Source organism: Chryseotalea sanaruensis, assembly GCF_003990915.1.
Lineage (GTDB): Bacteria > Bacteroidota > Bacteroidia > Cytophagales > Cyclobacteriaceae > Chryseotalea > Chryseotalea sanaruensis.
The window spans coordinates 254,693-274,910 of record NZ_BHXQ01000004.1 but is presented as its reverse complement, the minus strand read 5'-3'; the positions used below and the strand labels follow the sequence as shown (position 1 = coordinate 274,910).

Here is a 20,218-nt window from a genome sequence, read left to right as displayed (position 1 = left end):
ACCACTACCACTATAGACTGAAAGTCCATAGGTTTGATAGAAAGAATAAAATTCCAAAAAAGACAAGCCACAGATTACACTGATTTTCACAGATTATCTGTGTTCATTTGTGAAATCTGTGGCAGGTTAAAATTTGTAGAAACTGAAAGACTTGCGCTGGGAGTGCATAGTTTTAACTGACGGTTGAGACCAATAAAAAATACTTCAAGCTGATCCGATCATGTTTAAACTGCAAGAAGCACAAACGTACGATCCGCAAGAGATAAAAAATCTCAAGAAGTTGGTTTCGCGGGGAGAGGGTCTGCAACTTGAGTTTAAACGCAAGGCTAACCATCCACTTGAAATTGTAAAAGAATTTATTGCCTTTGCCAATACGCAAGGAGGCTCCTTGATTGTTGGTGTCGAAGATGATGGTGTAATCTATGGCGTAAAACATGCTGAAGGCGATGTTCACGCCATAGCTGAAGCACTTAAACTCTGTAAACCTGCCTTAGACATAAGCCAGACCTTTATCAATCTATCGGATAGCCGAATTGTTATTCGCTATGACATTCCTGAAAGCAAACAAAAGCCTCATTACCTGAAAAACAATGAAGCGTCAATTGCTTATGTAAGGGTAATCGACAAGTGTATGAAGGCCAGTAGCCAGATGTGTGAAGTGTTGAAGCGAGGACAAAAAGCAACAGGCATTAAATTCACTTATGGCGATCAGGAAAAATTACTGATGCAATACCTGGAGTTGCATCACAAAATCACGTTAAAAGAATGTGCCCAACTCTTGAAAATTAATAATTGGAAAGCCTCACGCAAACTGGTGCTGCTCACATTGGGTGATGTCTTGCAAATAATCCCGACTGATAAAGGCGATCTATATATGCGTAAATAATCAACCCTCGTTCAAACTCCAATTGTATTCGTAGTACTCAATTACATAATCAGTAGGTATTTTCATTTTCCTGTACTGATTAATCCACTCGATTGCAGAACCCTTTTGCGTAAAGTCCCCTTTGTACCAATCAAAAATCTTCGACAAGGCAACTTTCTTATCTGCAGTCACTACACGAAGCCATTCTCCATTGTTTAATGCCATTGTTGTTCTTTCATTCAACTGTTCTTCTAATTTTTCAGGATGGATAGCGAAACTAGCTAGAGGCGGACAACTTTTAGCAGCACAAGCCAATACAAAGTGAAAACGTCCATCCTTATAAGGAAGTAAAAGTTTTTTAATTTCAAGTGCATTTAGGGATAAGTCCTCTCCCGCCACTTTATGTTTCACCTTATCAAAGAAACCACTTTTGTCTAAAGGCGATTTTAAAGGATAGTATTCGGCAACCCAATAAATCACAATGATGTTATAGGCATTGATGTAGAAAGCCTTCTTCTCATTAACACTAAAGGATGACAAGTTCATCTTTCCAATTTCCTTGTAGAGTGAAGTGATTTCTGCTTTATCTAAATTAATAGCCTTATAGGCAACTGAACCATTCTTAACGTATTTCTTAAAAAAAGCATCAGCTTTTTCTGTAAAAGCCTTGCTTGAGTTTGCGAAAGTGCTTAGCGTGGTAATAAATACAAGTAATAGGGTGTAAGACGTACGTTTCATAATGTCTGGGTTTATGCTCATAGCAGCTTTAACTTAAAAGTAAACGGTAAAATTCAGCGAGATAAGTATTCAATAGGACTTTGTCGTTGGCAAGACAAAATCCATGACTGCACGTAGCTTATTGAAAGAGTCAACGTTCATTGTTTAACAAAAGACTAAATTTTTTGAACTAAGAAACTGTCTTATTGCAGACAACATTTGGACTTTTGCTAGAGTAGCTTTGCAATTGCATAAACACTAAAAAGAAGATAATTCTTTTTAATGAACTATAAACAACAATACGTATATTCATGTGCTTAACCAATGAATTCAAATCCATCTACTCCAGCAAGTTGAATTGAAAATAAGTCGGTAAAGAAAACTCACTATGAGCAAAATAGTCATCATTGGAAATGGAATAGCTGGTGTTACTGCCGCACGTCACATCAGGAAGTCCAGTAACGATTCCATTACTATCGTTTCTTCTGAAACTGAACACTTTTTTTCAAGAACTGCACTCATGTACATTTTCATGGGGCATATGAAGTTTGAAAATACCAAGCCTTACGAAGACTGGTTTTGGAAGAAAAACAAAATAGACCTTGTCTATGATCATGTTAATGCGGTCGAAACCCAAAACAATACCTTGATTTGTCGGTCGGGTAAAAAAATTACCTTCGATACACTAATACTGGCTACTGGTTCACAACCTAATAAGTTTGGCTGGCCGGGGCAAGATTTACAATGTGTGCAGGGTTTATACAGTTATCAGGATCTGCAATTGATGGAACAGAACAGTAAGGGCATCAAAAAAGCAGTTATTGTGGGCGGTGGACTGATTGGCATTGAAATGGCAGAGATGCTGCTGTCCAGAAACATTGAAGTCACTTTTCTGGTGCGGGAGAAGGAATTCTGGAGTAACGTACTCCCTATGCAAGAGGCAAAGTTGATATCGGATCATGTGCGCAGCCACCATGTAGATTTAAGACTGGAGACAGAATTACTAAACATTCAGGATAATGGTGAAGGCAAAGTAAAAGGTATTGTTACTTCTAAAAATGAAAGTATAGAATGTCAACTGGTTGGTTTAACGGTTGGCGTTTCACCTTCCATTTCTTTTTTAAAAGATTCTGGTATTAAAATCAACAGAGGAGTGCTCGTAAATGAACTCATGCAAACAAATATTGCTAACGTATATGCTATTGGCGATTGTGTAGAACGCACTTATGAATTGAGCGGGAGAAGAAACATAGAACAGGTCTGGTACACGGGGCGTATGATGGGCGAGGTAGTAGCCCAAACCATTTGTGGATCGCCAACAAAATACGAACCAGGGCCATGGTTTAACTCAGCTAAATTCTTAGACATCGAATACCAAACTTACGGAAATGTAAGCCCTCAATTAAAAGCAAACGAATCAGAATTTTACTGGGAGCATTCTGGCAAAAAGAAAGCCATGCATTTTATCTGGGACACATCTAGTCAAGTATTTATCGGCATCAATTCATTTGGCATAAGACTAAGGCATGAAAAGTTTGACGCATGGCTTCGCGCTAAGCAAAGTATTTCTTATGTGCTGGAACATTTAGCTGAAGCTAATTTCGATCCTGAATTTTTCCGCAGACACGAACCTGAAATTATCCAGGCTTTTGAAAAGCAGTTCCCTCACTTACTTTCTTTATCTTTAAAATAAGCAGCTATGCAAGTGGCAAGAATAATTGGTTTGAATATCTTTTTGGCAGCGCTGTTTCTCTTCCTCAGCTTACTGTTTTTTTCAGATTACACCTTAACAAAAGAAATCTTTCAATCAAAAGTTAAGCAGGAGCACCAGCAACGACTACTGCCTGTCTTTGAAAAAATATTTGATAAGACTTATCCTAACACGTTCGTCTTCGCGAATGAAATTAAAAATACCGTTGAGGATCTTAATGTAGAAGCAAGGAATCAACAGCAGTGGGATCAGGTTATTTATGATGACTATGCAGGTACGCTTACCAAGGCATCAACACAGGGAATTATAGTTGAGTATACTTTACTATTATTCATACTGATTTTTGGGGGAGGAACTTTAGGCGCTTTGCTTTTTATATTACCTAAAATAAGTATTGAAGCACCGGGCATCAAGAACAACAATATCTTTCATCATGCCCTGAACAACCGTGGATGGATTGGCATACTCTTAGGCACATTACTGATTTCATTCTATATTTTATTGTACTTCTATGATGCTTACGTCACCAACTGGATCATTTTAGTAGAACCGCTAAAAAAACTAATCAATCCCAATGGCGATTCGAGCCAATGGTTTTTATATGGGTTCTTGTACACCTTTGCCGTGATCGTCATGGGCATACGCATGCTTATTAAGTACCGTCACTCAAATTATCAGATGGTAAGAACAGCATCCGTGATGTTTTTTCAATTAGCCATTGCATTTCTGCTTCCAGAAATTTTAGTAAGACTTAATCAACCTTATTTTGATTTCAAAAATATGTGGCCCCTCGATTATGATTTTTTTGATGCCTGGCACATTAATATGCTTACGGAATCGGGTGGAAGTGTAGGCTTGTTCATGTTTGTCTGGGGCATTACACTTTTCGTTGTTGGCGTTCCTGTCTTTGTTTACTTCTTTGGTAAGCGCTGGTACTGTAGTTGGGTTTGTGGTTGTGGGGGTTTAGCCGAAACAGCAGGTGATCCTTTCCGACAACTTTCAGACAAATCATTAAAAGCCTGGAAAGTTGAGCGTTGGATGGTTCATGCTGTACTCATCTTCGCAATAGTGATGACGGGGGCAGTACTCTACAATTTCATCACCGGCACAAATAGTATTTTTGGTATTGATACCTACACCCATTTGAGAAAGCCATATGGTTTTTTTGTTGGTGCCATTTTTTCTGGTGTTGTAGGTACAGGCTTTTATCCATTGATGGGCAACCGTGTGTGGTGTCGTTTTGGTTGTCCGCTGGCGGCTTACCTTGGTTTTGTTCAGCGATTCAAATCGCGTTTTCGCATTACAACTAACGGTGGTCAATGTATTTCATGTGGCAATTGTTCTACCTACTGCGAAATGGGCATTGATGTGCGTTGGTATGCACAACGTGGTCAAAATATTGTAAGAAGCTCTTGTGTAGGTTGTGGTGTTTGCTCATCGGTTTGTCCAAGAGGTGTGTTGAACCTTGAAGTAAAGGAAGAAGAAGGCAGATTCGGAAAACCTATCCTTATCGGGAACAACGGTATTAAGCTACAGGATTAAGAAAGTCTGACTGCCAAACTACCTCATAAAGCGATGGCAGAATTTTTTTATTAGGTTTACGCTTAGAAATGAATAAAATAGTACGCGTAATTATCCCAGCCTTTAATGAGGAGAACGGTGTTGGCCAGGTTGTAAACGAAATTCCCAAACAGCTTGTTACCGAAGTTATTGTTGTAAACAATAACTCCAACGATAAAACCAGCGAAGTAGCGCAAGCTGCGGGAGCCACTGTATTGGATGAACCTAAAGCTGGGTATGGAAGAGCTTGTCTGAAGGGAATGGACTATCTAAAAAAAATTGATGGCAAAACTGACATTGTCGTTTTTCTGGATGCTGATCATTCCGACTATCCAGAAGAAATGGCCATGCTCATCCAACCCATACTTGACGACAGGGCAGATTTAGTCATCGGGTCGAGGGCATTGGGTAACAAAGAGAGAGGTTCCATGACACCACAACAGATTTTTGGCAACTGGCTGGCTACGCGTTTACTGAAGTTGTTTTACAATGTAACATTCACTGATTTAGGTCCTTTTCGAGCCATTCGTTATGACAAATTGCTGGCACTTAACATGCAGGACAAAACCTATGGTTGGACGGTAGAGATGCAGGTAAAGGCAGCTAAACAAAAAATGCGCTGCACTGAACTACCTGTTCGCTACAGAAAAAGAATTGGGTATTCTAAAGTATCGGGTACTGTAAAAGGAACAGTCTTGGCAGGTTACAAGATTATCACCACTATCTTTAAATACATCTAAAATTACGACCTTTGTGTTGGATTCAATTTGTTGCTGATTATAAGTCATGTATATAGTAATTATTATCTTATACGCCTTATCACTACTCTACATATTTCTGTTTAGTCTTAGCCAGCTACACCTTACCTGGATCTACCTGAAACATAAAAAGAAAACAAACTTAGCCAAGTGGTCAGAAGATTTTATTCCTCATGTAACTGTTCAACTTCCCGTATACAACGAAAAGTATGTAGTCAAGCGCTTGTTAAAAGCAGTAGGTGAATTGGATTACCCCAAGGAGAAACTTGAGATTCAGGTACTCGATGATTCAACTGACGAAACAACCTCAATCATCAAAGAAGAAATAACTTCGTTACAAAAGCGAGGGCTTGATATCACTTTAGTTCATCGTGAAAACAGAAAAGGATTTAAAGCTGGTGCCTTGGCGCATGCCACAATAAAAGCCAAAGGTGATTTCATTGCCATATTTGATGCGGACTTTATTCCACAACAAGATTTTCTTCGTCAAACCATTCCCCACTTTGTCAATAGTAAAATTGGTGTAGTTCAAACCCGGTGGGAACATCTTAATAAAAATTATTCTTTATTAACACAGTTACAAGCCTTCGGCCTTGACGCCCATTTTTCTATTGAACAAAGTGCCCGCAATCGCGTTGGGAGTTTTATCAATTTTAATGGTACCTGTGGCGTTTGGCGAAAACAAACAATAGCTGAAGCTGGCGGTTGGCATGATGATACTTTGACAGAAGACCTTGACCTTAGCTATAGAGCGCAACTGAAAGGGTGGCAGTTTTTATACTTAGAAGATGTTAGCACACCTGGAGAATTACCTGTAGTAATGCCCGCTATAAAATCGCAGCAATACCGATGGAATAAAGGCGGAGCAGAAACCGCCAGAAAGATTTTCTTTAAAGTACTCCAATCAAAGAAATCTTTTATCACCAAGCTTCACGCTTTCTTTCACTTATTCAACAGTTCAGTTTTTAGTACTTTACTTATTGCTGCTGTTTTAAGTGTACCTATGCTTTACATAAAAGACCAGCACCCTGAATTGAGCTGGTTATTTAATACAGGCATTATTTTTTTACTGGGCTTCTTTTCAATTGCCGCCTTTTACTGGGTGTCAAACAAACAATTTTCAAAGAAGCATACCACATCGTTCTTTAAGTTGTTTCCTCCTTTTTTAATTATCTCCATGGGCTTGTCATTGCACAATGGACTTGCAGTAATCGAAGGTCTGGTAGGTCGTAAAACACCATTTATCAGGACACCAAAATTTAATATTACCAAAAAGGAAGATGGCTGGTCAAACAATACTTATCTGCACTCCTCATTAAATTTTGTGACGATCCTCGAAGGAATTTTATGTTTTTATTTTATCTATGGTTGTTTTGTTGGCATTCAACTTAAAGATTCAGGACTTCTCTTCTTTCATATTATGCTCGCACTTGGTTTTGGTTCAATATTCATATATTCGATCAAACCATTATTCACACGGAAAATTAATGTTACATGAAGGAAGGAAAATGGCCGTTCGTTTTTCTATCCATTTTTGTAAGCACTTGCTACATCGCACTCAACTATTTTACTAAGCGACACGAAACTACTTATTTGCTTTCCCTTTATACGATCCTATTCTTCGCTTACCTATACATCAACTTAAAAGCAAAAGAAGAAGATACACAACACTACATTTGGCTTAGCGTATTTATTAATGTAATCATTCTGTTTGGCATCCCTCCACTTTCAGATGATTTTTATCGGTTCATCTGGGATGGCCGACTTCTGCAAGCTGGTATCCATCCTTTTGCAGCTATCCCTTCACACTATGCGCAAAGTAATTTTCAAGTTGAAGGATTAACACCTGATTTGTATAATGCTCTGAATTCTAAAGAATATTTTACCATCTATCCACCTGTTGCTCAAGGTATTTTCTGGCTGGCAACCTTTTTTAATAAATCTGTTATAGGTAGTTTGTTGGCTATGAAGGCATTGGTTTTAATGTCGCAGATCGTTTCCATCATTTTGATTCAAAAAATATTGCTACAATTAAAGTTGCCAGCAAAGTATGTTTTAATGTATTGTCTCAATCCATTAGTCATCCTTGAATTAACCGGCAATGTGCATTTCGAAGCATTCGTTGTTGTCTTTGTGTTAGCTTCATTTTATTATCTACAAAAAAAAAGTATTACCTTATCTGCATTTTTTTTCTCACTGGCTATTTGTACCAAGCTTTTACCACTAATATTTCTTCCCTCGCTGCTTTTCTATATCGGATGGAAAAAATCAATCCAATATTACGTTGTTGTTGGCGTTGTCTGCGTATTACTATTTATTCCCTTGTTAAATCAAGAAATCATAACAGGTTTATCAACAAGTTTGGCTTACTATTTTAAAAAATTTGAATTTAACGCCAGCATTTATTACCTCGTCAGGGAATGGGGTTTTTGGAACTACGGTTATAATATTATTCAGACTGTTGGCTGGAAATTAGGACTCATTAGTGCTTTACTTATCCTTTCGCTTACATTTTATCGATTGAGTGTTCGACAGAAAAGTATATCTAAGAATCTGATTTTTACAGACTGGGCAATCGTACTTTTTATTTATCTGCTTTTTACCACCACTGTTCATCCCTGGTACATAATACCACTTATTGCCTTTTCAGTATTCAATAATTTAAAGTTCCCGATAGTGTGGTCCTTTTTCATTTTTCTAACCTATACAGGTTATTCAGAAAATTCCTTCTTTGAAAACTACTGGATAATAGGCTTGGAGTATATAGTGGTCATTACAACTGCACTCATAGAACTGATCCCACGATTTAAACAATCATTAGCTAAGCAACTCACGCACAATTTCCAGTGATCTAAGATCACCAAAAGAATCAACATGTGAAGCATAAAACCTGATGATGGAATCAAGTGCCAGTCTGCGTTGCTGGTAATTCAAAGTAAGCTGTGTGGTGTACTCAGCTGTAAGCAGAGCGCTTAGTGTATCGTCTTGTGTTGTATGTATCAGACTATCGATCAATACTTCATCCGACCTGTTAGCACCAAAACCCAGGTACCGACTTAGTTTTAACAAAAAAATAAGATGAAAGTTTTCGATGTTGTTGGTAAGGTGATCTAAGGTGATGAAGGAATTTTGAATAAACTCAAATACTTGTTGTGGGTGACTTTCATCCTTCAGGCACTTGTTAAGCACTTCACTCAGAAACATGGCAATGCTTGACTTACGGATATCCGTTGAAAAACTTTGATACGCGTAAATACATTTCAATTCCTTGATTCTGGCAATCTGTTGATTGGGTTTATGATACACAACCAGATCAAGCAAAGTAAGCGGCTGGTACAACGCCATTCTCGCAGACTTCTGTGATCTTACATTATTAACGATATATGCATGCGTGCCGAAACTTTCAGTAAAAATGGTAACGATAATTGAAGTTTCTTTAAAGCGTGTAAATCTCAATACCAAACCTCTGGTTTTCTGTAACATGAGTTATTGTCAGTCAAGCACAATTAATTTACCAGCAAAACTTTCACTGCCATCTGGCAATACACAAATCAATATATAGACACCTGTACTAACACGCTTGCCTGCATAGTCTGCAAGATTCCATGACGCAGCACCGCCATTTCCCTCAATCTGATTAATCAGTCTTCCGCTCACATCTACAATTTTAACTACTGCATTTGCCATTAAGTTGCTAATACCCACCAGTCCACTAAAAGATGGGACTACGGGATTTGGGAAAATTTTAACTGCTCCAAAATCCAACAGCGACTCCGTTGCGTCTGACCTGAATGACACTAAGCCCTTATCAGTAGTAATAAACAACTCGCCACTTTGTTGGTTCAATTCCAAATCAGTAATAATGTTAGAAGGCAAAGGAGAATTTTTCGTAGTAAAATTATAAATGGCTTCTTCGCCTGTATCGCTGAATAACCACAGCCCTCTTTCTGTACCAATCCATTTCCTATTACCCGCATCAACCTCAATTGCAGTGATTCGTTCTTCACTTAGCAAAAAACGACCTTCAACAAGTGGCTTAATACCATCCTCGCTATAAAAAGTATAATAGGCCACACCCCTTGCTGTACCAATCCACACATAATCATTTTTGTCAACAGCAATAGATAACACTTCTCTGCTGGGTAACAATCCTCCACCGGGTTGGTCGGAGAGGATTCGCAAATCGGTGCCGTCATTTTTTACGATGCGCACTCCTCCTCCACCTGCTTGTCCTAATAACATCCAAACATTGCCTGAGCGATCAACCTCCATGTCTACTGGATAGCGCCCTGCTAAATTTGGTGATGCAAAAGAAGAGATAGTATTATCAGCTTTCAGAAGATGTAATGACAATACGCTGTTATAAGAGCTTACCCATAAACCTTCAGTTGAATTTTTTAAGGCAGTGATTCTTAACAAAGGGTAATCATTCGAACTAAAAAGTGTTGACACACCATCTGCACTAACTTTTTCTATGCCATCAGAAAATGATGACAGATAAAAATCACCACTACTTCCCGCTGCAGCATCTGTTATAAATTCGAAAGATGTATTGCGCAGACTCCATATTCCATCTTTAAAAATGCTGATTTGTTTAATTGAATTATCCGGCAAAAACTGTTGCGTGAAACCTCCATGAACAGTAAATATTTCATTATTGATGGCTCTGGCCTTAAAGGTAAAGGGTGAGGCAGGACCATTGGGTATAGTCAGTTGCCAGCCATCTCCTTGTTGTTTTAAAAGCCCACCACCTGAATCAGCCAACCAAATCTCAGTGCCGATTATTAGCGCATCCGCTAGCGTAACAAACTGATTACTTATTTTTTCTTCAACGCCTATTAAATCTTGTGTTAGTAATAAGCGATTTTGATCGCCATAGAATAAAGTATTGCCACTGGCATTAAACAACGTATAGCTGTTCAGTAACGGCAAGGCATTTAGAATCTCCCAGGTATTTCCATTAAACTTATAAATTCCCTTTGTACCAACACCAACTACTACCCTATTGGCAATAACTTCAATTTTCTTAACGTCCACATTGAAATCACCACTTTCATAACGCTGCCATTGATTAAAGTCCAGTAAATTATTATTCAACCTCCCCTTAATCACACCCTTTGTGGTAGCCAGGTAAATGCTGTCATTTAATAATGCTGATTGATTGATCGCCAAAGCCTGTCCACTAGACCCCAAGTTGCGCCATGTTTCGCGCACTTCATTAGCGACCAAATCAAACACTACCACACCGTAAGTTGTGCTTAAGTATGCACTTGCGCCTGCCAGCAGCATATGTCGTATAGAAGAAGATCCAGTAACATCTGAAGGATTGACCAATCTGGTGTAAGTACGCGTCTGTTCTGCCGTTATAAAATCAATCGCTCCGTTTTCATAACCAACAATGAGCTGATCGCGTTGATCGTCATATGCCATTGCCGTTATGCCTGTTGTTGAAAGGGCATTTAAATTCGAGTAAACCGAAAAACTTTGGTCAGTCAAATCTAGTTGAAGTACTGCGTTCTCAGATGCCGCAAATATTTTCGAGTCGCCACTTACCAAAAATTTAACGGAATTAAATGATACATGTGCACGCCATGTGCCAAGGGGTATATCTTGCTGCCCGTGTACCTGAGTGTAGTCAGCAACAAAAAATAAAATAATCAGAACACAAAATCTTACCATCTGCTTAAAGTCTTCAATCTAATTTCAATCCACTGTTACTGACTATCTTCTGTTCTTCATGCCTTCTTCAAATGCCGTTCGACTTCTTGCTTCATAAATATTCTTCTCTCCAACCACCACTTGTCTTTCATCGTCATTTAAACGATAACTATACGAAGCCAATTCACCAGTTTGTGCACAAATGGCATGCACTTTAGTTACAAACTCAGCCACTGCCATTAAGAAAGGCATGGAACCAAAGGGCTTGCCTTCAAAATCCATATCAAGTCCGGCTACAATTACACGTTTACCACTATTGGCGAGTTTATTACAGACCTCTACGATGGCCTCGTCAAAAAATTGTGCCTCATCAATACCTACTACATCACAATCACCAGCAAGTAGTAAAATATCGCTTGCAAAATTTACTGTAGTAGATCTTATTGAATTTTGATTGTGCGAAACCACATCTGTATTATGGTAACGATTATCAGTTACTGGTTTAAAAATCTCAACATGTTGCTTAGCGATCAGTGCACGATTAAGTCTGCGGATAAGCTCTTCGGTTTTACCCGAAAACATACAACCACAGACCACCTCGATCCAACCGGCATGCTGCTTCTTTCTTCCTAAATGGGGTTCAATAAACATGAGGCAAAGGTAAAAATTTCAAGATTCCGGCTCGGCACAATTATACTAAAAGCCTTATTTCGAATAAGTAATATGAGGTAATTGGCTCTCTTTAGGAACATGAAGAACAACATCTCCCTTAACAATCAATTGGCAGCTTAGGCGTTCATCGTTATTCAATTGCTGCTGCTGGCGGTATTTGAGCTCAGCATGCGAGAAGGGGCTGAGTTGCTCCATTCCTTCAATTATCTGAACTTTACATGTAGTACAACGGCCCTTGCCTCCGCATGCGTGCATCCAGTCAAGCCCGCTCTCCAATAAACAGTGTAAAAGAGAGCGGCTGCAGGACGATAAATCCACTGCTTTATCGTTTAAATTTTTGATGATGACTTTAGCCATAAAATACATATTTTACTGAAAGCGTTTAACTTTGATTATTCTTACACCATGGAAGACAAAATCAGTCAACAAGCCATCAGTCGTTACAGTCAGGTATATGCGCACAAGATACTAGACCGTTTCTACGCACAAAAGCAGTTTATTGGAGGTCAGGAGATTCTGACCCTTTCTGAGGTTGAACAAATTAACCTTTTTGTGATTCAATCACTTTTTAAGACCTGGAAAAGTGAAATCCAGAACTCAAGAAGCGTATATTTTGACTATGAAGCCCAGGCTGTTTTAGAAGCGCAGCAAAATCTGATGAATGTACTGTCGCGCCATATTCATGTAAGACGTGAACACTTAGAGCCTTTGGTTTTACAATCCGTTGTTAAAACGCTTAATGATGTGCTTAATCCCTACGATTTTTTCTCAAAACTGATTACCAGTAATAATAACGAGCTACATCTGCAGGATTTTAAAGAAGAGTTAAAATACCTGAAACTCAATAAAGCCCCTCTGCTGCGCCTATCTCAAATGCTGGAGGAAAAGAAAATCCAAACCATCTCAGGTAATGAAGCCTTCGGCATTCTTGATAAAATTTTAGAAGATCTCAATTTTACACCTGAAGATATTGAACCTTTATTGCAATTACTCAGTAAGGTAGAACCTGTTACCATGGAGGAATTTTATGAGAAAAAGTCTAAGCCACAGGTAAAAGCAGCTGAAGTAAACAAAGAGTTGAATCAAAATACTAACAAAGAGTTTAAGACCCTGGCTGATGATTTTCAGAAAATTAATGTGATCCGCGAAAGCCTCACCATCAACCAGAAGTTTATGTTTACCAAAGCATTATTCGGAGGAGATTTTGAGCAATTCAGTGAAACGATTAATAACCTGGATAAAAAAAACTCTTTTGATGCCGCCATGCAATACCTGGAGGAACACCTTTCAAACTGGGATCAGGAGAGTGAAGAGTTTCATGAGTTCATGGAACTTATTGAAAAACGTTTTAATTAGGCAAGAAAAATATGCGCTTTATCCTTTCATTTTCATTACTCATGGCTTGCACTATCTGCGCCACACTACAGGCACAAGATATTGTGATGTACAAAACTTTTGGCGGTGTGCGCTTTGAGCGCGATTCGATGGTGATAAGCCCCCGTCAGGTACAATCAATATTATGGGAGGATGCTCTTGCTTCCGAAAAATTTAGAAAGGCGAGGGTCAATTCCTCAGTTTCAGCTGTGCTCGGTTTTGCTGGCGGTGTACTTATTGGTATACCTGTTGGCGCTGCCCTCATCGGTAGCGATCCAGAATGGGGTTTTGCCTTGGGCGGAGCTGGCCTTATTGGTCTAAGCATCCCTTTTAACCGCGTGTTTCAGCGTAAGGCGCAAGAAGCACTTGATATCCACAACCAAAAGAAAAGCTCTCGAAGAAGTTTTAGTCCGGAACTCTACTGGACGGGAAGCCAGGTAGGCCTTCGTTTGAAGATATAAATTCTTTAACAAAAAAATATTCTCTAAAAAGCAGTATACGTACTTGGGTTTTTATACATTTAGTAAACCAAGTCTGCGCACGGTATGGCGAAAGCTAAAAAGGAGAAGAAAATTTTTGTACTCGACACTTCAGTCATTCTTTACGAACACAACTCCATCCTCAACTTTGATGAACATGACATCGGAATTCCGATAACCGTTTTAGAGGAGCTTGATAATTTCAAGAAGGGAAACGACACTAAAAATTTTGAAGCACGAGAGTTTATCAGGTTGATTGACAAGTTAGCCAAAGATCAAAGTCTTGGGCAGTGGAATCCCATCAATGGAAAGGGTAAAGGCGACTTTAAAGTATTAATGGATACTAAAAGCTCTGTTGATGCCAATAAAGTTTTTAACGAACATAAGGCGGATCATCACATATTAAACTCCGCCTTGCAACTCCAACAGGAGGAAAAAAGCAAGAAAGTAATTCTTGTTTCTAAAGACATTAATTTACGTCTAAAGGCCAAGTCACTCGGGCTTACAGCAGAAGATTATACAACGGGTAAAGTTCAAAACATCTCGTCACTTCACGCAGGTAAATCTGTTATTGAAAATGTAGACTCAGATATGATCAATCTCCTTTACGAGAAAGGTTATGTAGAACCCAAAGAGCTTTTAGGTGATACATCTACGTTAAAAAACAACTACTACATTTTAAGAAGCGGTAAGAAGTCGGCACTGGCTTACTTCAATCCATTTAACGGAATGTTAGAGCATGTAGAAAAGCGAACCATATTTGGTATTAAACCCAGAAATGCTGAGCAGGCTTTTGCGATACATGCCCTGATGAAACCTGATATCAGACTTGTGTCTATTCAGGGAATAGCGGGTACGGGTAAAACACTTATTGCTTTGGCTGCTGCTTTAGAGCAGAAGCGCGACTACAAACAAATTTTTCTGGCTAGGCCCATTGTTCCGTTGAGCAATAAAGACATAGGCTACTTACCAGGTGATATTAAGTCGAAGCTGAATCCGTACATGGAGCCCTTATGGGATAACTTGAAATTTATTCAGAATCAATATAACGAAACAGATAAAGAATATACCAAGATTACCGAGTTGGTTAACCAGGAAAAACTCTTGATTCAACCACTAGCTTATATACGCGGACGAAGCTTATCTAACATTTTCTTCATCGTAGATGAAGCACAAAACCTGACACCACATGAAGTAAAAACTATTATTACCCGTGCAGGCGAAGGCACTAAAATTATTTTTACTGGCGATATCTATCAGATTGACACTCCTTACCTGGATTCGCAAAGCAACGGACTATCTACACTTATTGATCGATTAAAGGATCATGAATTGTACGCACATATTACGCTAGAGAAAGGTGAGCGTTCAGAACTGGCTAACCTTGCTAACGAGCTGTTGTAAGATTTAACATATCGTGACGATACTTGAAAAGAGGATTTTACTCAATCCTCGATGTGTCCTGCACCTCGGTCTTTGTCCTCACAGACCGAGATATTTAAACAAACTTATTGATTCAAAATTGCAGTACTACTGGTCTGTGAAGACACAGACCAGGGAGTTTGACACAGACCAGGGAGGTTGGGGGTTAAGGATTTTTGATCTCAAAACGAGACAATCGATTTAAAATTCTTTGTTTTTAATCAAATTTTGAAGTGGTCTGTACTTTGCTTTACTCATGCAGATAAAGCAAGAGGCGTATGTTAGTAAAATTCATTCTAGACAGATTATCATTAAAGCGTCAGGTAGAATACATAAAAAATCAGGCTATCTACCTCGGAACGCGAAGAAACAAAAACAGGGAATTCCACCTGTACATGCTGGGGAAACAAATTGCAGAAATTTTATTCGAGGGCGATGACGAAAATAAAAAACCCGAGAGCTTGATTTGGCTCCCGGGTCTTCAACAATTAGAAAATCATATTGAGAGGGATTTTAAATCCTCTACTTTTAATTGACTATTTTTTCTTTAATACTTTAAGCATGGTCTCACCAATTTCAGCAGGTGATTCTACCACGTGAATACCACACTCACGCATGATGGCCATTTTAGCAGCGGCCGTGTCTTCAGCACCACCAATAATAGCACCTGCGTGACCCATGCGTCTTCCCGCAGGAGCTGTTTGACCTGCAATAAATCCAACTACTGGTTTCTTATTACCATTTTCTTTAATCCAACGTGCCGCTACTGGTTCGTAGTTTCCACCAATCTCACCGATCATTACAATCGCTTCTGTTTCAGGATCATTCATTAGCATTTCAACAGCATCTTTTGTTGGTGTTCCGATAATCGGGTCACCACCAATACCAATCGCTGTAGTAATTCCAAGGCCCGCTTTTACAATCTGGTCAGCCGCTTCATAAGTAAGTGTACCTGACTTAGAAACAATACCAATGGTTCCTTTCTTGAAAACAAAACCAGGCATAATACCCACCTTTGCTTCACCTGGGGTAATAACACCAGGACAGTTAGGTCCAACCAATGTTACGTTTTTACTCTTAATATATTTTTTAGCCAACATCATATCCTTTACAGGAATACCTTCGGTGATGGCAATAATTACCTTTATACCTGCATCGGCAGCCTCCATAATGGCATCCGCTGCAAAAGCAGGGGGCACAAATATGATGGTTACATCAGCACCGGTTTTGGTCACAGCATCTTTCACAGTGTCAAATACAGGTTTTCCAAGGTGCTCAGATCCACCTTTTCCAGGTGTTACACCGCCAACTACATTTGTACCATATTCTATCATTTGACCGGCATGGAAGGTACCCTCAGTGCCAGTAAAACCCTGAACAATTACACGTGAATTTTTATTAACCAAAACGCTCATAATGCTGATTTTAAGTGTCCACAAAAATAGAAGATTCTGTGGGCAGAGCAAGAAGGATAAAAATCAAAAAGGCTCCTTTCGGAGCCTTTTTATTGATTTTAATTCTGTTTCGGTTGTTTCAGATTCTTTCTGTACATGAACTCTTCAAATTCTGCTTCAAAAGAAGGCTCTAATGCAATTGCCTGCTTGTAGGCGGTGATGGCATCGACCAATAGATTGTTCTTTTCGAAGAAATTAGCTAAAAAGTACTTATTTATAGCTGTTTCGTCCAATACCGGGCCAAGCTCAGTTAAATCTGACTTAACCTTATTATAATCTTCGCTTGAAAGTTTCTGAATCATTTTAACAGAGGAAGTCTGTTTAGGATCATTCTTTGAACTTACGCGAACCATAATGGCATTCAAATCTTTATCAGATAGATTTGGCTCAGTAAGGTCAATGGTATAAAATTTAGCATCTGTTTCGTATTTGGCCAATACGTCTTCAAACATGTTTTGAAGCTCAATTACATAAGGACCTTGTACTTTTTCAGATTCCCAGTTAATAATTACCTGATCGCCATATACTCTTGAGAATTGATTCTCAGGTAAAAGCAGATCGATTACATCACCAGCACCACGTGTACGGTGTACAGCTCCAGTTGCACTTAATCTGTTCTTTTTTGCTTCAGCTGAATTGCTGCTCAGGATAAAGTCTGTGTACTTATTCATTACACTGGAACCAGTACCTACATTTTTAGCTAAGTCAGCTACTTTATGGGTACCCTGGCTTTTTAGCTCAAGCATTTTTCCCGTTGTGTGACGTAAACCCAGGTAAGCATTTGGCTCGAGTTTAATTTCATCTGTAGCCTTCAGTGTTGCACCGGTCTTAACTGGTTGCCAGGTATCTCCTGTTTTCACCTCGTTATTACCCTTATTAATCATTACCTGAAAAGCATAATCCTGAGCCATTGCAAAATGGCTGAAGATTATCATAACAAGTAGGAGAGTCCATTTTCTGTTTTTCATGGTGTTGTTTGTTAGTCTTTGTGTCGTTTTATACTGATTTCCCTGCTAAGGGAACCCAATAAGTTTAAATAGCGGTCTAAATATTTTCCCAAATATAGTGTCCAAATTTGTTTTACAAGCGAATTATAGAGCTCAAATCCTGTGCCAACTACCGCCAAAGCACCCAAAGTAGCTGTTAAATTGACTTTAATATGGAACCAATGGAAAAAATATACCATCAGCAATGACAAAATAATAATTTGAATCAACTGCATGATTATACTGAGTCCATCAAACCAAAGCGGAATTTTTTCAGTGATGTAAAAGAATACAGCAACGTTAAGCATACATAGAATAAAGGCCACTGCATATTCAATCCAATCTGGTGCTTCGGTAATATAATCTTCATTAAGAATCATTGAGATAATATTGGCGTGAACTACCAAACCGTACATATCGGGTCTGGATTTACCCGCAAATTTCTTGTTAAGCGGAGTGAAGAATTTATCATCCCATGAGGTGTCATCAAAGTTTTCACCCAAAAAGCCCATTAGTACAATTTTGTCTTTGATAAGTCCGGAAACAAATTGATTGGTATCTAATGCCTGATACCAGTCTAATGTAAAATATCGACCTGCATATTCTGAGGCACCATGCATATCGATGATGTTACCACGGTAATTAATAACCTCCACAGGATTATTTCTTTCCAAAAATCTTTTTGTTTTTACAGAGTCAAAAATCATAGCAGTACGTACTGAAAAGGCTAACTCCTCCTTACCGTTTACCATTACACTTGGGTTAAATCTTCTGCAAGATTTTAAATCTTCCTGATGTTCTGCATCTGTTTCCAGATTAGCGTAACCCTCATAAGCACCAGGCCGGAGTATGTCCATCGTATGTTCGAGTGAATCAAAAATATTAATATCACCACCGTACTTATTGTAAAGCGAATCTGATTGCAAAAGTTTAGTTACCATCACCACGTTACCTGCGTTGGCAATGGCTTCCCCCAAAGGACGCTCGCGTAGCGTGTCGTAAGCAATAGGGCAGTTAATAGAATCAGTAAAACCTACAGGACAATTGTAGAAAACATCAATCGCAATTACCTTAGGCTTAAACCTGCTTATGTTCCGGATCTGCTCTCCAACCTCTTCACTTGAAAGCAAGCCTGTATTGATAATTAATATGTTTGTATCAATCTCAGGATCTTCCCTGAGTTTTGAAAAGGTAATGTCAGTTAACTCTGTATCACCAAGAGCTTGCCCAATTGGGTCAAACACATCTAAAATGCCAAGTTGAAGTATGTTTGCTATACCATAAAGCACAGTAAAAACAAATGTTGAGCAGAGGACGACTTCGAGCCAAAAGTTTCTTACCTTTTTTTCTTTTATCATAGAGCCAGGGTTTTAGTAAATTTAAAGATTTGAATGAAACTAGCATACTAACCTTTGAAAAAGCGTTTAACTCTTAAGGAATTAACCAGTGGTATTTTAGCAGGCAACAGGGTTACACTGAGTAAGGCTATTACTTTGGTTGAAAGCGTTTTGCCGGAAGATGAAGAAATGGCAGCTGCCCTTTTAGAAGCAATATTACCACACACTGGCAAAGCACTACGCATTGGCATTACAGGAGTGCCCGGTGTTGGTAAGAGTACTTTTATTGAAGCCTTTGGCAATTATTTAACTTCTAACGACAAAAAACTGGCAGTATTAACCATAGATCCGAGCAGTCAGCTTACTCATGGCAGCATCTTGGGAGACAAAACAAGAATGGAGTCTCTTTCAAAAAATCCAAATGCCTACATCAGACCAAGTGCATCGGGTAGTACGCTGGGAGGTGTTGCGCACAAAACACGTGAAGCTGCTTTGCTTTGTGAAGCAGCAGGCTTTGATATTATTATTATTGAAACAGTTGGTACTGGTCAGTCAGAAACTGCAGTTAAAAACATGGTGGATTTTTTCCTTTTACTGATGTTAGCAGGCGCGGGTGACGAACTGCAAGGCATCAAAAAAGGTATTATGGAAATGGCTGATGTATTGGTAATTACTAAGGCGGATGGAGAGAATAAAAAGAAAGCAGCTATGGCAGTTGCAGACTATACACATGCATTGCATTTGTTTCAGCCACCAGCCAGCGGCTGGACAGCCAAGGTCATGACTTGTTCCGCACTAGAAAATGAAGGTATCGCTGAAGTGTGGAATGCAATTGTACAATTTGAAACACACACTAAACTGAATGGCTTCTTTCTACAAAATAGAAAAGAACAGAACAAAACCTGGCTATATGAATGCTTCAACCATTTGCTGCAACAGGAGATAAAAAGCTCGCAAGCACTTGGTGAACTAATAAATGCTCTCGAGAAAAAAGTCGAGTCAGGATCTATGTCAGCTTACCAAGCGGCTAAAGACATGCTGAAAAATTTCAAGAAGATTTAGTCTTAACTTCTTTGTAAGGGCAATGCCTGCAACCATTCTTGCAGCAATAGCCTCTTTTTAAGTGATAGGCTTCCGTAAATACCATAAGTCCATTCTCCCAATAGAACATGGCAGTTTTAGACTCATTCGGTTTGTTACTATTATCCTTTTTACTCACAATCAA

20 protein-coding genes are annotated in these 20,218 nt (G+C 38.9%); 11 read left to right on the top strand and 9 right to left on the bottom strand.

Annotated features, from left to right (window positions below; genetic code table 11):
• Positions 1-220 precede the first annotated feature (220 nt).
• On the top strand, positions 221-886 hold the full coding sequence (locus SanaruYs_RS11965) for an AlbA family DNA-binding domain-containing protein (RefSeq protein WP_127122794.1): 666 nt from the start codon (positions 221-223) through the stop codon (positions 884-886).
• Here the strand turns inward: SanaruYs_RS11965 and SanaruYs_RS11960 are convergent, their stop codons facing one another.
• Positions 887-1,603: a DUF547 domain-containing protein gene (locus tag SanaruYs_RS11960; protein ID WP_127122793.1), complete on the bottom strand. Its 717-nt coding sequence runs from the start codon at positions 1,601-1,603 to the stop codon at positions 887-889.
• 367 nt (positions 1,604-1,970) lie between these two features.
• On the opposite strand from SanaruYs_RS11960, the gene SanaruYs_RS11955 reads away from it, so the two are divergent.
• From SanaruYs_RS11955 to SanaruYs_RS11935, 5 genes are all read left to right on the top strand, one after another.
• The gene (locus SanaruYs_RS11955) at positions 1,971-3,275 is read left to right on the top strand and encodes an NAD(P)/FAD-dependent oxidoreductase (protein ID WP_127122792.1); all 1,305 of its coding nucleotides are present in this window, start codon (positions 1,971-1,973) and stop codon (positions 3,273-3,275) included.
• A 6-nt stretch (positions 3,276-3,281) separates the two neighbouring features.
• A complete protein-coding gene (locus tag SanaruYs_RS11950) occupies positions 3,282-4,835 on the top strand; it encodes a 4Fe-4S binding protein (RefSeq protein ID WP_127122791.1) in 1,554 nt (517 codons plus the stop codon).
• Between the two features lie 68 nt (positions 4,836-4,903).
• On the top strand, positions 4,904-5,593 hold the full coding sequence (locus SanaruYs_RS11945) for a glycosyltransferase family 2 protein (protein ID WP_127122790.1): 690 nt from the start codon (positions 4,904-4,906) through the stop codon (positions 5,591-5,593).
• A 46-nt stretch (positions 5,594-5,639) separates the two neighbouring features.
• A complete protein-coding gene (locus SanaruYs_RS11940; protein WP_127122789.1) occupies positions 5,640-7,109 on the top strand; it encodes a cellulose synthase family protein in 1,470 nt (489 codons plus the stop codon).
• Positions 7,106-8,461 (top strand): MptA/MptB family glycosyltransferase, encoded by a 1,356-nt coding sequence (locus SanaruYs_RS11935; protein WP_127122788.1) that lies wholly within the window; start codon positions 7,106-7,108, stop codon positions 8,459-8,461. The genes SanaruYs_RS11940 and SanaruYs_RS11935 overlap by 4 nt, the downstream gene beginning before the upstream one ends.
• Here SanaruYs_RS11935 and recO read toward each other — a convergent pair.
• From recO to SanaruYs_RS11915, 4 genes are read right to left on the bottom strand one after another with little or no spacing between them, the layout of a single operon-like run.
• The gene (recO, locus tag SanaruYs_RS11930; RefSeq protein WP_127122787.1) at positions 8,429-9,094 is read right to left on the bottom strand and encodes a DNA repair protein RecO; all 666 of its coding nucleotides are present in this window, start codon (positions 9,092-9,094) and stop codon (positions 8,429-8,431) included. The two genes, SanaruYs_RS11935 and recO, sit on opposite strands and share 33 nt — an antisense overlap.
• Positions 9,095-9,103: 9 nt before the next feature.
• Positions 9,104-11,290 carry a type IX secretion system anionic LPS delivery protein PorZ gene (gene porZ / locus SanaruYs_RS11925; RefSeq protein ID WP_127122786.1) on the bottom strand — a complete coding sequence of 729 codons (2,187 nt, stop codon included), beginning with the start codon at positions 11,288-11,290 and terminating at the stop codon, positions 9,104-9,106.
• Positions 11,291-11,332: 42 nt separating this feature from the next.
• Entirely contained in the window at positions 11,333-11,920 is a 588-nt protein-coding gene (locus SanaruYs_RS11920; RefSeq protein ID WP_127122785.1) for a thymidine kinase, read from the bottom strand.
• 54 nt (positions 11,921-11,974) lie between these two features.
• Positions 11,975-12,298 carry a 2Fe-2S iron-sulfur cluster-binding protein gene (locus tag SanaruYs_RS11915; protein ID WP_160118649.1) on the bottom strand — a complete coding sequence of 108 codons (324 nt, stop codon included), beginning with the start codon at positions 12,296-12,298 and terminating at the stop codon, positions 11,975-11,977.
• 48 nt (positions 12,299-12,346) lie between these two features.
• On the opposite strand from SanaruYs_RS11915, the gene SanaruYs_RS11910 reads away from it, so the two are divergent.
• The 4 genes from SanaruYs_RS11910 to SanaruYs_RS11895 all read left to right on the top strand — a co-directional run bounded on the left by SanaruYs_RS11910 (position 12,347) and on the right by SanaruYs_RS11895 (position 15,752).
• Positions 12,347-13,297 (top strand): DUF8457 domain-containing protein, encoded by a 951-nt coding sequence (locus SanaruYs_RS11910; protein ID WP_127122783.1) that lies wholly within the window; start codon positions 12,347-12,349, stop codon positions 13,295-13,297.
• An 11-nt stretch (positions 13,298-13,308) separates the two neighbouring features.
• Positions 13,309-13,776, top strand: coding sequence for a hypothetical protein (locus tag SanaruYs_RS11905; RefSeq protein ID WP_127122782.1), 468 nt, complete (start codon positions 13,309-13,311; stop codon positions 13,774-13,776).
• A gap of 84 nt (positions 13,777-13,860) precedes the next feature.
• Positions 13,861-15,198, top strand: a complete 1,338-nt coding sequence (locus SanaruYs_RS11900) for a PhoH family protein (RefSeq protein ID WP_127122781.1) — start codon at positions 13,861-13,863, stop codon at positions 15,196-15,198.
• A gap of 296 nt (positions 15,199-15,494) precedes the next feature.
• Positions 15,495-15,752 (top strand): hypothetical protein, encoded by a 258-nt coding sequence (locus tag SanaruYs_RS11895; protein ID WP_127122780.1) that lies wholly within the window; start codon positions 15,495-15,497, stop codon positions 15,750-15,752.
• Here the strand turns inward: SanaruYs_RS11895 and sucD are convergent, their stop codons facing one another.
• The 3 genes from sucD to SanaruYs_RS11880 all read right to left on the bottom strand — a co-directional run bounded on the left by sucD (position 15,753) and on the right by SanaruYs_RS11880 (position 19,014).
• Complete coding sequence (gene sucD / locus SanaruYs_RS11890; RefSeq protein ID WP_127122779.1) at positions 15,753-16,631, bottom strand: succinate--CoA ligase subunit alpha; 879 nt, start codon at positions 16,629-16,631, stop codon at positions 15,753-15,755.
• A gap of 98 nt (positions 16,632-16,729) precedes the next feature.
• Entirely contained in the window at positions 16,730-17,638 is a 909-nt protein-coding gene (locus SanaruYs_RS11885) for a hypothetical protein (protein WP_127122778.1), read from the bottom strand.
• Between the two features lie 11 nt (positions 17,639-17,649).
• On the bottom strand, positions 17,650-19,014 hold the full coding sequence (locus tag SanaruYs_RS11880; RefSeq protein WP_127122777.1) for a CHASE2 domain-containing protein: 1,365 nt from the start codon (positions 19,012-19,014) through the stop codon (positions 17,650-17,652).
• Positions 19,015-19,068: 54 nt separating this feature from the next.
• On the opposite strand from SanaruYs_RS11880, the gene meaB reads away from it, so the two are divergent.
• Entirely contained in the window at positions 19,069-20,055 is a 987-nt protein-coding gene (gene meaB, locus SanaruYs_RS11875; protein WP_127122776.1) for a methylmalonyl Co-A mutase-associated GTPase MeaB, read from the top strand.
• On the opposite strand, the gene SanaruYs_RS20105 is transcribed toward meaB, so the two are convergent.
• Positions 20,042-20,164 carry a C1orf53 family protein gene (locus SanaruYs_RS20105; RefSeq protein ID WP_160118661.1) on the bottom strand — a complete coding sequence of 41 codons (123 nt, stop codon included), beginning with the start codon at positions 20,162-20,164 and terminating at the stop codon, positions 20,042-20,044. The genes meaB and SanaruYs_RS20105 overlap by 14 nt on opposite strands.
• Between the last annotated feature and the right edge of the window lie 54 nt (positions 20,165-20,218).